Origin of the sequence: Streptosporangium album, assembly GCF_014203795.1 — a bacterium.
GTDB classification, from domain to species: Bacteria; Actinomycetota; Actinomycetes; order Streptosporangiales; family Streptosporangiaceae; genus Streptosporangium; species Streptosporangium album.
In genome coordinates this window covers 787,727-802,913 of record NZ_JACHJU010000003.1, presented here as the reverse complement: position 1 = coordinate 802,913, position 15,187 = coordinate 787,727, and the positions used below count along the sequence as shown (strand labels likewise).

General features: G+C 70.8%; 12 protein-coding genes. 3 read left to right on the top strand and 9 right to left on the bottom strand.

Translation table 11 applies throughout. From position 1 onward, the window contains the following. Positions 1-9 precede the first annotated feature (9 nt). Entirely contained in the window at positions 10-738 is a 729-nt protein-coding gene (locus FHR32_RS33605; protein ID WP_184758512.1) for an amino acid ABC transporter ATP-binding protein, read from the bottom strand. A gap of 104 nt (positions 739-842) precedes the next feature. On the opposite strand from FHR32_RS33605, the gene FHR32_RS33600 reads away from it, so the two are divergent. Further along, positions 843-1,985 carry an ROK family protein gene (locus FHR32_RS33600; protein ID WP_221466500.1) on the top strand — a complete coding sequence of 381 codons (1,143 nt, stop codon included), beginning with the start codon at positions 843-845 and terminating at the stop codon, positions 1,983-1,985. A 69-nt stretch (positions 1,986-2,054) separates the two neighbouring features. Here FHR32_RS33600 and FHR32_RS33595 read toward each other — a convergent pair whose 3' ends face one another. The 8 genes from FHR32_RS33595 to FHR32_RS33560 form a co-directional block, all read right to left on the bottom strand. Next, entirely contained in the window at positions 2,055-3,029 is a 975-nt protein-coding gene (locus FHR32_RS33595; RefSeq protein WP_184758511.1) for an aldo/keto reductase, read from the bottom strand. Positions 3,030-3,136: 107 nt separating this feature from the next. Beyond that, complete coding sequence (locus tag FHR32_RS33590; RefSeq protein ID WP_184758510.1) at positions 3,137-3,997, bottom strand: sugar phosphate isomerase/epimerase family protein; 861 nt, start codon at positions 3,995-3,997, stop codon at positions 3,137-3,139. Between the two features lie 34 nt (positions 3,998-4,031). After that, the gene (locus FHR32_RS33585; protein ID WP_184758509.1) at positions 4,032-5,468 is read right to left on the bottom strand and encodes a sulfatase family protein; all 1,437 of its coding nucleotides are present in this window, start codon (positions 5,466-5,468) and stop codon (positions 4,032-4,034) included. After that, positions 5,455-6,465: a Gfo/Idh/MocA family protein gene (locus FHR32_RS33580; RefSeq protein WP_184758508.1), complete on the bottom strand. Its 1,011-nt coding sequence runs from the start codon at positions 6,463-6,465 to the stop codon at positions 5,455-5,457. Before FHR32_RS33580 ends, FHR32_RS33585 begins: the two co-directional genes overlap by 14 nt. After that, on the bottom strand, positions 6,458-7,552 hold the full coding sequence (locus FHR32_RS33575; protein WP_184758507.1) for a GntR family transcriptional regulator: 1,095 nt from the start codon (positions 7,550-7,552) through the stop codon (positions 6,458-6,460). The genes FHR32_RS33580 and FHR32_RS33575 overlap by 8 nt, the downstream gene beginning before the upstream one ends. 11 nt (positions 7,553-7,563) lie before the next feature. Beyond that, positions 7,564-8,439 carry a carbohydrate ABC transporter permease gene (locus FHR32_RS33570; protein ID WP_184758506.1) on the bottom strand — a complete coding sequence of 292 codons (876 nt, stop codon included), beginning with the start codon at positions 8,437-8,439 and terminating at the stop codon, positions 7,564-7,566. A gap of 13 nt (positions 8,440-8,452) precedes the next feature. Continuing rightward, on the bottom strand, positions 8,453-9,406 hold the full coding sequence (locus FHR32_RS33565; protein ID WP_184758505.1) for a carbohydrate ABC transporter permease: 954 nt from the start codon (positions 9,404-9,406) through the stop codon (positions 8,453-8,455). After that, entirely contained in the window at positions 9,406-10,725 is a 1,320-nt protein-coding gene (locus tag FHR32_RS33560; protein WP_184758504.1) for an ABC transporter substrate-binding protein, read from the bottom strand. The genes FHR32_RS33565 and FHR32_RS33560 overlap by 1 nt, the downstream gene beginning before the upstream one ends. Positions 10,726-10,933: 208 nt before the next feature. On the opposite strand from FHR32_RS33560, the gene FHR32_RS33555 reads away from it, so the two are divergent. Beyond that, a complete protein-coding gene (locus FHR32_RS33555; RefSeq protein ID WP_184758503.1) occupies positions 10,934-14,095 on the top strand; it encodes a chondroitinase family polysaccharide lyase in 3,162 nt (1,053 codons plus the stop codon). Positions 14,096-14,234: 139 nt separating this feature from the next. Further along, complete coding sequence (locus FHR32_RS33550; RefSeq protein WP_184758502.1) at positions 14,235-15,173, top strand: MBL fold metallo-hydrolase; 939 nt, start codon at positions 14,235-14,237, stop codon at positions 15,171-15,173. The last annotated feature ends 14 nt before the right edge of the window (positions 15,174-15,187 follow it).

The following is a 15,187-nucleotide window of genomic DNA, read 5'->3' as shown; positions in this document are numbered from 1 at the left end:
CCTTTGCGATCAGTGCGTGAGTACCTTGGCCAGGAAGTCCCTGGCCCGGTCTGTCGTGGGAGCTTCGAAGAAGGCGTCCGGCTCGGCCGACTCGACGATCTGGCCGTCGTCCATGAAGACCACCCGGTCGGCGGCCCTGCGGGCGAAGCCCATCTCGTGAGTGACGACGACCATGGTCATGCCGTCGGCGGCGAGCTGGACCATCACGTCCAGGACCTCGCCGACCATCTCGGGATCGAGCGCCGAGGTGGGCTCGTCGAAGAGCATCACCTTGGGACGCATGGCGAGCGCGCGGGCGATGGCCGCCCGCTGCTGCTGGCCGCCCGAGAGCTGCGCGGGCAGCTTCGCGGCCTGCTCGGCGATGCCGACGCGCGCCAGCAGCTCCCGGGCGGTGCTCTCCGCCTCGGCACGGCTGACGCCCCGCACCTTCACCGGCGCGAGCATGACGTTCTCCAGGACGCTCTTGTGCTGGAAGAGGTTGAACGACTGGAAGACCATGCCGACGTCGGCCCGGAGGCGGGCCAGTTCGCGGCCCTCCACCGGGGCGGGGACCCCGTCGATGAGGATCTCGCCCGAGCCTGCGCTCTCCAGCCGGTTCAGGCAGCGGCACAGCGTGGACTTGCCCGACCCCGAGGGGCCGATGACCACGACGACCTCGCCCTGCGCAACCTCAAGATCGATGTCGCGCAGCACGTGATGATCGCCGAACCATTTGTTCAGCCTTTGCACCTGAATCATTGCCATCTTCCTTCGAAATCGAAGACAAAGCGGAACGTAACGGATGATTATGGCCGAAGTCAACACTTTGCCGTAGTAAGTACAGACGTGGTATTCCTCTGTTCATGTCAGGCAAAGAGAGGTTGCCCGTGCGGGGTGCCCAAGGCGATCTCCTGCGCCTCGTCGCCACCGGCCACGCCGAGTCACGCGCCGAGCTGGCCCGCCTCTCCGGCCTTGCGGCGTCGAGTGTCTCCCTGCGTGTCGAGGAGCTGATCGGCGCCGGGCTGCTCGTGGAGGAGGGGGCCGGAACCTCCCGGGGCGGGCGGCGGCCACGACGGCTCCAGGTCAGTCCCACCGCCGGGCTGCTCGCGGTGGCCGACCTCGGAGCACGCCACGCCCGCCTCGGCCTGCTCGACCTCAGCGGCACCCCGCTGGTCGTCGAGGAGCGCCCCTGCGACATCACGCTGGGCCCGGAGGCGACCCTGGACTGGGTGGCGGACGCGTTCGACGAGCTGCTGCTGGTCCACGGCCCGCCCGGCGTCCCCCTGCGCGGGATCGGCACCGGCATCCCCGGGCCCGTGGACCCCGCCGACGGCCGCGTGGTGTCCCCTTCACGCATGCCCGGCTGGAACAACTTCCCCGTCGCCGAGTATCTCGGCGCGCGTTACGACCTGCCGGTGCTCGTCGAGAACGACGCCAACCTCATGGCCGTGGGCGAAGCCCGCGCATGGCCGGGCTGCGACAACCTCATGGTGCTGAAGGCCGGCAGCGGCATAGGGTGCGGCGTGATCGTCGACGGCCGCCTGCACCGGGGGAGGGGGGCGGCCGGCGACATCAGCCACGTCCGGGTCAGGTCCGACTCCTCCGTCGTGTGCTCCTGCGGCCACCCCGACTGTCTGGAGGCCTATGCCAGCGGGGCGGCGCTGATGGGCGCCCTGGCCGAGCAGGGCATCGCCGTACGGCGGCCCGCCGACGTCGTCGCCGCCGTCAACGACGGCGTGCCCGAGGCCACCGCCCTGGTCAGGAACGCCGGCCGGCTCATCGGCGAGGTGCTCACCGTCCTGGTGAACTTCCTCAACCCCGACGCCATCGTGGTCGGCGGCAGCCTGTCCACGGCCGAGCCGTTGATCTCCTCGATCCGCGCCGCCGTCTACGAGCGCTGCCTGCCGCTGGCCACCCGCGACCTGGAGATCGCCGTCACCCGCGCGGGCCCCGACGCCGCGCTGCTCGGCGCCGGCTCCCTGCTCCTGGACGCCGTCCTGACCTGAGCCGTCCCCCGGTGAGGTCCGGCCGGCCCGGGGAATCCCGGTCCCTTCGGGGACGGGTGAACGCGGGCGTCACTGGGCGGCGGCGTGCGGGCGGTACGGCTCGGCCAGGAAGGCGAGCTCCTTGTCCGTCAGGGCCAGGTCCACCGCGGCGACGGCGTCCTCGACGTGCCTGTCCTTGGTCGCGCCGACGATCGGAGCCGACACGACCGGCTGGCGGAGCAGCCAGGCCAGCGCCACCTGGGCCGGGGGGACCTCACGGTCCCGGGCCACCTGGGCGACCCGGTCGAGGATCTGACGGTCGTTGTCCTCGTCGGTGTAGAGGAAACCGATGTGCTGGTCGCTCTCGGCGCGGGTGGTCGCCTCGCCGGCCCCGGCGCGGGCGAGCAGACCCCGGGCCAGCGGGCTCCACGGGATCAGGCCCACGCCCTGGTCGGCGCAGAGCGGGTTCATCTCCCGCTCCTCCTCCCGGTAGAGCAGGTTGTAGTGGTTCTGCATGGTGACGAACTTCGTCCAGCCGTTGACCTCGGCCACGTGCTGGGCCTTGGCGAACTGCCAGGCGCTCATCGTGGAGGCGCCGATGTAGCGGGCCTTGCCCGCGCGGACCACGTCGTGCAGGGCCAGCATGGTCTCCTCGATCGGCGTCTCGGAGTCCCAGCGGTGGATCTGGTACAGGTCGACGTAGTCGGTGCCCAGACGGCGCAGCGAGCCGTCGATGGCGGAGTGGATGTGCTTGCGCGACAGGCCGCTGTCGTTGACGCCCTTGCCCACGGGGAAGAAGACCTTGGTGGCCAGCACATAGTCGTCCCGGCCGGGGAAGATCTTACGGAGCAGGCGGCCGGTGACCTCCTCGCTGCTGCCGGCGGAGTAGACGTCGGCGGTGTCGAAGAACGTCACCCCGGCGTCGGCGGCCCGGCGCACGATCGGCTCCGCGGCGGCCTCGTCGAGGATCCAGTCACTGCCCCTGGCCGGATCGCCGTAGCTCATCATGCCCAGGCAGATCCTCGACACTTTCGTCCCAGTTGATCCAAGACGTGTGTATTCCATGATGAAACCTCCTGTTTTTCGCCCCGCAGGCCCAGCCTACGACCGACGATCCCGGCGGAGATCACCGGTAGGCGGGCGCCCAGGGGTACACCGCCGGTAGGCACGGCTCAGGAGAAGCGGCGCACCCAGGCCAGCGCCCCGGGGATCACCTCCTCCACGGGCGCGACGTGCGGATACCAGGTGCGCTCCCACTCCAGCGACACCCAGCCGTCGTATCCCCGCTCACGCAGCAGCGTCCCCGCCTCCTCCAGCGGGACCTCGCCCTGCCCCATCGGGACCGGCGTCAGGTCGGGCCCGGCGTCCTTGACCTGTACGTAGGCGAGGTGCTCGCCGAGGGCCGCGAGCGTGTCCGCCGGATCCTCGCCGTGCCGCCACGGGTGGAGCAGGTCCCAGATCGCCCCGGTGACCTCCGGCTCACCGGTCTCGTCGAGCAGCCGCGCCACGGCCGTGCCGGTGGGCATCGCGTCGTGCGTCTCCACCAGCACCCGCACGCCGAGCCGCCGGGCCTCCGGCGCCATCGCCCTCAGTCGCCGCGCCCCGACCGCCGGATCCTCTCCCTTGGGGAACACCCGCACCCCCGTGGCTCCGAGGTCGGCGGCGAGGACCAGTTCGGCCGCCAGCGCCTCGATCACCGGCCCGTCGTCCCCCGGCGCGCAGATCCCGGTGTATCCGGCCAGGGCCGAGATCTCCAGCCCGGCGGCGGCCAGCGCCGCCCGGACCCGTGGCCGGTCGGCGGGCGGGCCGGCCCGCTCCACCGCCGCGGGCGTCCCCGCCCGCCACTCCGGTCCGGAAGCCCCGGGTGCCGGCGGCGCCGTACGGCGGGCGCCCGCCCCCGGCAGGCCGGCGTGGACACCGGTATCGGGGTGGAGACGCAGCTCCAGCCCGTCGCACCGGCACGCCGTCGCGATCCTGATCGCCTCGGACAGTCCCGCGCCGGGCAGGCCCAGTGTGCTGAAGGACAGTTTCAATCAGGCTCCATGTGCTCTCTGGAAGGACGGCTTCTCATCCGTAGCGGGGGACCGTCGGGAACGGCGCAGCCGCAAAGGCCCCGAGTCCGGAGCCCGGCCGTAGCGGCGCGGTCTGGCCGGAGCCGTTGACGGGCAGCCCCCGGCCGTCCGCCGCCGGGTCGACGTACAGGGCGAACCAGGCATCCAGCTCTCCGGCCAGACCGGTGCGCACGGCCTCCGCCTCAGGGGCGGCGGCGAGGTTCCGGTTCTCGCCCGGATCGGCCACCAGATCGTAGAGCTCGTGCGGGCCGTACGGATGCCGGTGCACGTATTTCCACTCTTCGGTCCGGATCATCCGCACCGGCCCGTACTCGTCGAACACCACCACCCGCGACCGGTTCTCGCCCGGCGAGCCGTCGAGGATGTCGGCGAACGACCGTCCGGGCCGGGATCCGTCGACGGCGGGAAGCCCGAGATGTTCCAGCAGTGTGGGCCGCAGGTCGTAGGCCGACAGCAGCGCCTCGCACACCCGGCCCCCGGGGACGCGTCCCGGCTGGCTCACGATCGCCGGGACCATGACCGAGCTGTCGTAGACGTTCTGCGGGAAGGTGCCGTTGCCCTTGCCCCAGATCCCGTGATGGCCGCAGTTGAAGCCGTTGTCACTGGTGAAGACCACCAGCGTCGACTCCGTGAGCCCCAGCTCCGCCAGCCGGGACAGCACCCGGCCGATCCCGGCGTCCATCGCCGACACCGCCGCGAAATAGCCGGTCAGCGCGGCGCGCACGTCGGGCTCGCCGCCGATCGGGGCCCCGTCCGGGCCCACCGGCTGCCAGGGGTGCGGCGGCCCCTGCGGGCAGGAGTCGAACGCGCAGCCGTCGTAGAGCGCCTCGAACGCCTGTGGGTGCTGTCCCTTCCACGGCGTGTGCGGCGCGGTGTAGTGCAGTGACAGGTAGAACGGCTCCTCGTGCTCCGCCTCGCCCGACAGGAACGCGCACGCCTCGCCGGTCAGCACGTCGGTGAGATATCCGGGAGCCTCGACCCGCTCGCCCTCGTCGTAGAGGACCGCGTCCAGGTACGGCCCGCCGCCGCTCTCGTGCGCCAGCCAGCGCACGAACCCCGGCCGGGGCCGGTCGTTGGCGCCCAGGTGCCACTTGCCCACCAGGCCGAGCCGGTACCCCGCGTCGTGCAGGTCGTCGGTGAAGAGCCTGCACCCGGCCAGGAAGTCCACCCCGCCGTCGCCCACGTGCCCCTGGCTGATCCAGTCGTGCACGCCGTGCTGGGACGGGATCTCTCCGGTGAACAGCGACGCGCGGGCCGGGGAGCACACCGGGGAGGCGCAGAAGAACCGCGACAGCCGCACGCCCGAAGCCGCCAGGGCGTCGAGCGCGGGGGTGTGGATGTCGTCGTTGCCCGCGCAGCCCATGGCCCACGGGCCCTGGTCGTCGCTCAGGATGAGCAGGACGTTGGGCCGGTCGGGATCATGGCTGGCCAATGACGCGCCCCGCCCCCACCGAGGCCCCACTCGCCGCCGAGGCGTAGGCCGCCAGCACGACCTCCAGCACGTACCGCCCGTGCGCGCCGGTCACCGCGGGCTCCCGGCCGGTCCGTACGGCGTCGGCGAAGTCGGCGAGCTGGGCGGCGAAGGCCGCGGGGACGTCGTCGTCGTCCGGCCGGTGCAGCCAGGTGGTCACGCCGTCCCGGTGCAGCGCCGTACCGGTCTGGGAGGAGATCGACAGCGTGCCGGTCTCGCCGATGACGACGACCTCGTCGTGCGGGGCCGGCGGGCCGGTGCTGGTCACCGTGACCTGCGCGATCAGGCCACCGGACAGGACCAGCCTGGCCAGCACGTCGGTCTCGACCGGCGAGCCGTCCAGGGAGCTGGCCAGCGAGGCCTCCACCTGCTCGACCCGGCGGCCGGACAGCCACACCAGCCGGTCCACGCTGTGCGCGCCGATGTTGATGAACACCCCTCCGCCGGAGATCTCCGGGTCGAGGAACCAGCCGGGACGTGAGCCGGGCCGGTAGTCGGAGCCGCGCCGGTCGGACATCATCAGCGGCTCGCCGATCTCCCCGGCCGCCAGCGCGGTCATCGCCGCGACCTTGTCGGGCAGGAAGCGCTGGATGTGCCCGACGGCCAGCCGTACCCCGGCGGCCGCACAGGCGTCGATCATCAGGTCACAGTCGGCGAGCGAGGTGGCCATGGGTTTCTCGACCAGGACGTGCAGTCCGGCCGCCGCCGCGTCGCGCACGATCGCGGTGTGCAGCGCGTGCGGGGTGTTGACCACCACGGCGTCCACCTCACCCGAGGCGATCAGGTCACGGTGGTCGACGTGTACCGGGACGCCGTGGGGCGCGGCGACCCGGCGCGCGGTCTCCAGGTTCACGTCGCAGACGGCGCCCACCCGGAGGCCGGGCACCCGGAGCGACGCGTCGGCGTGCAGGACGCCGACGGCGCCCGCGCCGATCAGACCCAGACGGATTTCAGTCACTTGTGATCTCTCTCAACGAGGCGCCACACGATTGGCGCACGACGATGCCGGGGCGCAGCCGTACCTGGTGTCTGGGCAGGTCCGGCTCGCGCAGGCGGCGGAGCAGGAGCTCGGCCGCGTGGCGGCCGAGATGTCGTTTGGGCGGGGAGACCGCGGTGAGCGGCACCTCCGCCAGTTCGGCGATCTCGTCGTCGTAGGCGACGATCGCCAGGTCCTCAGGCACGGCCAGGCCGACCCGCCGGGCGGCGGATACCACCATGATGGCCTCACGGTCTCCGAAGCAGACCACGGCCGTGGCGCCCTCGGACGTCACGCGGCGTACCTGTCCGTCGGCGACATCGGCGCTCCACTCACTCTGCGGGGTGGAGAACGGTTCGGCGGTCCACAGGCCCAGGTCCGCCACCGCCTTCTCGAAGCCCCGGCCGACCGGCGCGCTGGTGGGGTTGCCCGAGCGGGTGAGCAGGGCCAGCCGGGTGTGGCCGAGCGCGGCGAGGTGGAGCACGGCCGCGTAGCCTCCGGCCACGTGGTCGGTGCGGACGTGCTCGCTGGGGTCGTCACCGGAGTCCAGGCCTCGTTCGATCAGTACGGCGGGCACCGGCAGGCCGGTCAGGCGGTCGATGACGGCCGCGGGGTCCGCGCGGCCGATGAGCGTGGGGACGACGAGCAGGCCGTCCACGCCGGAGTCGAGCATCCGCCGCAGCGCGGCCTCCTCCTCGGCCGGCCGGTAGCGGGAGCAGGCCAGCATCAGCCGCGCTCCGGCGGCGGTCAGCGCCTCCTCGATGCCTTCCAGGACCTTCGGGTAGTACAGCGTGGTGTCCGGCACGACCACGCCGACGAGCGCGGCCTCGCCCCGGACGGCCGGGGCCTGCTGGACCATGAAGGTGCCCGCCCCCTGCCGCCGGACCACGAGCCCCTCCTCGACGAGTTCGTCCACCGCGCGGCGGACCGTGGTGAGACTGACCCCGTGGGTGCGGGAGATCTCCTGCTCGGTGGGCAGCTTGGCGCCGGCCGCCCAGAGGCCCGAGCGGATCTCTGCGCGGAGTTCGGTGGCGAGCCTGCGGAACTTCAGCTCTCGCGTCTCCGACATGGGGTGGGTCCTCATTTCACCGAACCGAGGGTCATGCCTTCGATGATCCGCCGGCCGAGCCAGATATAACAGGCGAGGACCGGCAGCACGACCATGCAGACCCCGGCGAACAGGCCGCCCCAGTCGGCGCCGTTGAACTGCATCCGCTGCAGGAAGCCCAGCAGGGCGAGGGAGAGCGTGGCGTTCTCCTCGCTCTGCAGGAAGATCAGGCCGAACAACGTCTCGCCCCAGTGCTGGATGACGTTGAGGATCATCACGGTGATGATGCCGCTGCGCGCGAGCGGCAGCATGATCTGCCAGAACGTGCGGTTGGGGGAGGCCCCGTCGAGCGCCGCGGCCTCCTCCAGTTCCCTGGGCAGCGAGCCGAAGAAGCCGGTCAGGAAGAAGACCGTGAACGGCACCGAGGTCGCGACGTAGAGGATCCACATGCCGGTCAGACTGTCGACGAGGTAGAGCGCGTTCATCATCACGTACAGCGGCAGGACGATGACCTGTGAGGGGATGCCGAGGCCGAGCGCGAAGAACGCGGTGAGACCGCTGTTCCAACGGGTGAGGATCCGGCTCAGCGCGTAGGCGGCCGGAGCCGACAGCGCGATCGTGGTGGCCGCCGCGCCGAAGACCAGGACCACCGTGTTGAGGGTGGCGCCGGCGAAGTCGCTGGCGGTCCAGGCGCGGGCGTAGTTGTCCCACTGCGGGTCGGCCGGCAGCGACCAGGGCTCGGCGAAGATCGCGCGGGTGGACTTGAGCGAGGTCAGCAGCATCCACACCGCGACGGCCACACTGAACAGGGCGAACAGCCACGCCAGGGGGGAGCCGAGCAGCCTGGCCGGTCCGGGGAGCCGGAGCGGACGGGTGAAGGGGCCGGGGAGCCTGCGGGTCGTTGCCACGATGGCGCTCCTTTCAGAACTGGACCGGGTCGCGGCGGAACATCCGGCGCAGCAGCACGACCAGCACGCCGACCAGGGCGAGCATGACCATGCCGGTCGCGGCGGCGGAGCCGTACTTGGGCACGCCTCCGGCGAAGGCCTCGGCATAGGCGTACAGGGCGGTGTTCCACACCTTGGTGGGCGGAAGCTGGCCGGCCGCGCCCGCGAACGCGTAGATGAACTCGAAGATCTTGATCGCGCTGATGCTCCAGAGCACCGCGCAGACCCCGACGACGTCCCACACCAGCGGGAGCGTCACGTGCCGGAACCGCTGCCAGGCGTTGGCGCCCTCCAGGTCGCACACCTCGTAGAGGTCTTTGGGGATGCGGTCCACGGCGGCCATCAGGATCGTGGTGTAGAACCCGGTCTGCACCCAGACCAGACCGATCATGATGATGGAGAAGAGGTTGTCGGCGCCCAGCCAGTTCGGCGGGTCGTCCACACCGAAGGCCCGCAGTGCCTGGTTGACGACACCGTCGGCCTGGAAGAGGAATCCCCACAGGATCGACAGCACTATGCCGGAGACGATGTTGGGGAAGAAGATGATCGACCGGACCGCCTTACGCCCGGCCATGTCACGCAGGATCATCGTCAGCAGGAAGCTGAGGGCGAAGGTCGCGCCGCCGACGACGAAGAGGATCGTCAGCGTGTTGGCGAAGGAGTCGTGGAAGATCGGGTCGAGCAGCAGCCGCCGGTAGTTGTCGAGCCCGGCGAACTCCATCGGCCCGGCGCCCGCCCACTTGTTGAGGCTGATCCAGGCGGTGGCGAGGGTCGGCAGGATGTAGAAGACGGTGTAGAGGACGAGCGCGGGGGCGACGAACGGCCAGAACAGCCGCCGCCTCCCCCGGGTGAGCGGGCTGCCCTGCGCCGCGGGCGCGGGCGCCCGTCCCAGGGCGGGCTCCGTCTCGCGGACGGCGGTCACGGTCATCAGTCGTTGAGCTTCCAGAAGTCGACCGAGGTGCTCTTGAGCTTGGCCACGAAGTCGGCCGCGGAGGCCTTACCGGTGATCAGCTCGGTGTTCACCGGCTGGAAGACCTTGGTGTACCAGTCGGCGTTGTCCATCTTCACGCCGTCGAGCGCCGGATGGGTCTCCGCGGTGTCCAGCGTCTTCTTCACGTCGGCCAGTTCGGCGGGCACCTCGATGTCCGGGCGCGGTGTGATGTTGCCGGCCTCGGAGGCGATCTTCGACAGCCGCTCCTTGTTCATGAAGTACGCGACGAACTTCTTCGCCGCCTCGGCGTTTCCCGCCTGGGCGGGGATCGCGAAACCGATCAGTGAGATCTCCTGGGTCTGCTCGCCCTTGGCGCCCTCGGGGAAGGGGAAGGAGCGGTATGCGAAGCCCTCCTTGGCCGAGGGCTTCGTCTCGCTGGGCGCGAAGGTGCCCAGCAGCAGGAAGTCGGCCCCGCCGCCGGCCCATTTCTGCTGGATGGCCGGATACTTGCTGCCGTCGTAGCCCTTGGCGAAGTAGCCGTCCTTGACGAGCTTCTCGATCTTCTGGATGGCGGCCAGGAACGCCGGGTCGTCGAACTTGGCGCCGGTCTTGTCCACCGCGGCGGCGCCGAACGCGCCGGGGCCGAGGTCGCGCAGGACCGCGTGGTAGGTCCAGAAGGCCGAATAGTCGGCGATGTCGGCGTCCAGCGCCAGTGGCCCGTCGTTCCGCGCGCTCTTCCGCTCGCCCAGAAGGGTGACGAAGTCGTCCCAGGTCTTCGGGGGTGCGGAGGCCACGTCCTTGAGCTCGTCGCCGTTGTACCAGATCTGCTCGGCCAGCACCTCGTAGGGCACCAGCCAGGGCTTGCCGTCCGCGGTCGCGTAATCGCGGTACTTGGGGTCGATCACGTCGCCGACCTTCTTGCCGGCCTCGCCCGGGATCTCCATGTCGTAGACGGGGGAGAGGTCCAGGCCCTGCCCGGTGGCGACGAACGTCGACTTCACGAACCGGTCGGCGGAGTCCATCAGGTCGGCGGGGACGTTCCTGGTGTTGAGTGTGGGCGCGAGCTGCTTGGAGACGTCGCGTCCCTTCCACTCGACCTTGACCTTGACGCCGGTCTCCTTGGTGAAGGAGGCGATGGCGGACTCCAGCACCTTGGCCTGGGGCTCGCCCGCCTTCCACATCGACCAGTAGACGAGCTCATCGGAGGCCTGGCCGGCCGAGCCGCCGCAGGCGACGGTACCGAGACTGACCGTGGTCGCCACGGCCGCGGCGGCCACGATCCTGAACACCTGGCGGCGGGGGAGGGATCCGTACATCGAACGCTCCTGGGGGAGGGGGCGGATGCCGGAATCCTGAGCCCGAAGTCAACCCCAAGTCAACACCATGAATTAGGGATGAATCCTGCCGAACGGCGGTTTTCCCTTGCCTACACGGATGAACGGGCCATGAAAAATTCCGGATTACTTCTTTATTCATATCTTTCCGCTCCCGTTGGATACGGCTAGCCCGACCGGAGGAGGCACCGTGGTGGAGATCACTCGTAGGACCGCGCTCAAGGCCGGCGCGGCGGGCATGGCCGGCGCCGTGCTCCCGCGCCCCGGTACGGCGTCCGCCGCGACGGCCGGGGACGCGGCGGCCCAGAGCGCCGCCGCCGAGGACCTGGAGCAGCGGGCCCTGGCCATGACCCCGCCGGTCTTCCTGCTGGAGACCGCCGTCCCGCCGCAGATCACCGCCGGACGAGACTCGGCGCTGAGCATCACCGACCGGGCGGCGATCTGCGGAAGCCACTCACTCCGCTGGGAACACGGCAGCCGCTCCACGATCACGGTCAGGGCGCCCCTCGGCTTCTCCCCCGACCCCTACCGGCCGCTGGACGACCAGGCCTGGCAGGGGACCGTGGACACCTTCTCGGTCTGGATCTTCAACGAGGTCCCGGTGGACGACGTGGTCCGCTTCGAGTTCGGCAGGGGGGATCGGACCGACGCGTGGTTCGAGTTCCGGCTCGGTTTCACCGGCTGGCGGACGGCCTGGGTCCGCTACGACTACGACATGCACGGCCGGCCGCATCCCGGCATGGACACCCTCCGGATCATCGCGCCCCGCCGCACCGGGACGCTCCACATCGACCAGCTCATGCTCAACGCGCCGCTGCGGCCGGACGCCCCCTGCCGCGACGCCCAGGTGCCGGACATCGCCAAGGAGGGCGACGACTACGACGCCCAGCAGTGGCAGGCGCTCTACCTCTTCGACCGCCTGCTGGCCAAGGCCCGGTTCGACACGGGCGCGCCGTCGGCGGAGGAGACCGCCTCGCTGCGCGCACTGGCCACCCGCTACCGGGACGAATATCTCGCCTCACCGGTGAAGGTGGACGACGCCTCGGTGGCCGCGCTCACCGCCCAGGTCGCCGCGCTCGGCGTCCCCGAGGCGTCGTCCACCGGGCTGGGCCGCCCGGTCTTCTCCTACCAGTCGCAGATCTACCCCCCGGAGATCGCCGCCGAGCTCAAGACGTTCGTCAACGCGGTCACGCTGAGCGCCTCCACCGACCTGATGAGGGCCCTGGCGCTGGCCCACGACTCGGCCGGCGCGGCGCACCGGCCCGCGCTCGCCGCCCTCTACATCCGGATGGTCGCCCATCTGCGCGACCAGGGCTGGACCTGGGGAAGTTGCCAGGGCACCATCCACCACCTGGGCTACAACGTGCGTGGCTACTACGACTCCATCTACCTCATGAAGGACGTGCTGCGCGAGGCCGGACTGTTCGAGCAGGTCCGCGCCGACCTGGGCTGGCTGACCGGGTTCGGCCGGATCTTCCGGGACCGCGGGCACCACCAGGCGCACTGCAGCGTCATGGACATCTTCAACACCACCCTCCGGGGGATGCTCGCGGTCGCGCTCCTGCGCGACACCGAAGCCGAGCAGATCGCGTACCTGCGCGCGCTGCTCGACTGGCTGAACTGGGCGATGCTGCCCACCGACGGCATCCAGGACGGCCTCAAGGCCGACGGGTCCGTCTTCCACCACGTCGGGTTCTTCCCCGACTACGTCCGCGACGGCTTCACCGGGCTGGCCCCCCTGGTCTACGTGCTCAGCGGCGGGGTCTTCCGCCTCGACCCCCAGGCGCACACCTGGCTCAAGCGGGCGCTGCTCACCATGCGGGTCTACGCCAACAAGAACCACTGGCCCATCTCGATCAGCGGTCGCAATCCCAGCGGGCTGACCGCCCTGTCGCCGGTGCCGTACCAGTGGCTGGCGATCTCCGGCACCCCCGGCGGCTCCGGCGACGTGGACCCCGAGATCGCCGCGGCCTTCCTGCGGCTGCTTCCCGCCGCACCCACCGCCCAGCAGAAGCAGGTCGCCGCACGCCTGACGGCGCGCGGCATCACCGCCGAACCCGCCCCCACCGGCAACTGGACGATCAACTACGCCGCCCTGGCCGTGCACCGGCGACAGGACTGGCAGGTCACGGTGCGCGGGCACAACCGCTACCTGTGGAGCACCGAGATCTACGAGGGCGCCAACTGGTACGGCCGGTACAACACCTACGGCCAGATCCAGGTGCTGCACCGGGGAAACCCGATCGGCAACGCCGACAGCGGCTACGCCCAGGCGGGCTGGGACTGGAACCGCAGGCCCGGCACGACCACCGTGCACCGGCCACTGGACGAGCTGCGAGGCGACCTGACCGGGGCCATCGAGGAGATGTTGCTCACCGACTCGCGGTTCGGTGGAGCGCACACCATCGACGGCCGCAACGGCATGTTCGCGATGGAGCTGCGCGAGCACCCCAAGTACGAGGGGTCGCACCGCGCACTGAAGTCGGTCTTCCTGTTCGACGACCGGATCGTGGCCGTCGGCACCGGCATCGAGAACGACTCCCCGCACCAGACCGAGACCACGCTCTTCCAGACCCGCCTGTCCAGCCGGTCGGCCCCCACCTACGTCGACGGGACCGAGCCGGTCACGGCCTTCCCGCACGACGCGCCGGACCTCGCGCCGCGCTGGCTGCTGGACGACAAGGGCATCGGTTACCACCTGGCGGCCGGGCAGCGGGCCGGCCTGACCCGTTCCACCCAGGCCTCGCGCGACAACGCGACCGAAGCCCCGACCAGTGGCGACTTCGCGACCGCCTGGATCAGGCACGGCGCCTCTCCGCGAGACGGGAGCTACCAGTACGCCATGGTGGTCGGCACCACCCCCGAGCGGATGGCCGCGTTCGCCGCCGCGATGGCCGACCCGGCGAGCGCGCCCTACACCGTGCTGCGCGCCGACACCTCCGCGCACGTGGTGAGCGACCGGGCGACCGGAATCACCGGTTACGCGGTCTTCAAACCGCTGAAGCTGGCCGAGGGGCCGGTACGCGAGGTGGACACGCCGTCCATGGTGCTCCTGCGGGGCGACGGGGACGACGGCCTGGTGCTGGCGGTGTGCGACCCCGATCTGCGGCTGTACAGCGGCATCGACCACGACCAGTACGAGCGCGGCCGCTATGTCGGCCACTACAGCCCCTGGTCGCGGCCGTGGCTGACCAGCCCGAGTCACCCCCACCTGATGCGGGTGACCCTCCATGGACGCTGGCGCGCCGACGGCGACCAGCCGTGCAAGGCGCGGGTGCGGGGCGAGGCGACCGTGGTGGAGTTCGAGACCGTGGACGGCCGTCCGGTCCAGGTGCGCCTGCTGCGGGGTTGACCCCGGAGGGACCGGCAGGAGTGCACACGGTGTCGCGGGTGACCTCCGCCGAGCGGATCACGTTCGGCGGCCAGGCCCTCTGAGGCCGACGAACTTGTGATCCTGGTGACCCGGACCCCCGGAGCCGATAATTTCGACCATGAGCTCATCGCGCCACGATCATCCCCTGCCCCCCGCCCGCGTCGAGGAGGTCTCCGACGGCGTCTACGCCTACATCCAGCCCGACGGGAGCTGGTGGATCAACAACACCGGCTTCCTGGTGGGGCGGCGCGGAGTGATCAGTGTGGACGCCTGCTCCACCGAGCGGCGCACCCTCGCCTACCGTGAGGCGATCAGATCGGTCACCGACCGGCCGGTGACGACGCTGATCAACACCCACCACCACGGCGACCACACCTTCGGCAACTCCGCCTTCCCCGAGGCGACGATCGTCGGGCACGAGAAGACGCGGGAGGCGATCCTCGCCGAAGGGATCCCGGAGTACCGCACGATGGCCTGGACCGAGGTGGACTGGGGAAACCTGGTGCCCTGCCCGCCGTTCCTCACCTACACCGACGGGGTGACCGTCCACTCCGACGAACTGCGCTGCGAGGTCCGCCACCTCGGCATCCCGGCGCACACGACCAACGACTCGATCGTGTGGATCCCCGAGCGGTCGCTGCTGTTCGCCGGGGACCTGGTGTTCAACGGCGGCACGCCGTTCGTGATGATGGGTTCGGTCCAGGGTTCGATCACCGCCCTGGACAGGCTCAGGGAGCTGGGCGCCGAGACGGTCGTGCCCGGTCACGGCGGCGTGTGCGGACCGGAGGTCATCGACCGGGTGCAGGGATACCTGCGGTTCGTGATGGCCACCGCCGAGCTCGGCAGGGCGGCCGGCCTGTCGCCGCTGGAGGCGGCGCGCGAGGCCGGCCTCGGCGAGTACGGCGGGCTGCTCGACCCCGAGCGCATCGTCGGCAACCTGCACCGGGCCTACGCCGAGCTGGACGGCCTGCCTCCGGGGGAGCCGATCGACGTGGCCGCCGCGGTGCTGGAGATGATCGACTACAACGGAGGCAGGCTGTTGACCTGCCTGGCCTGACCAGGCCCCGCCGG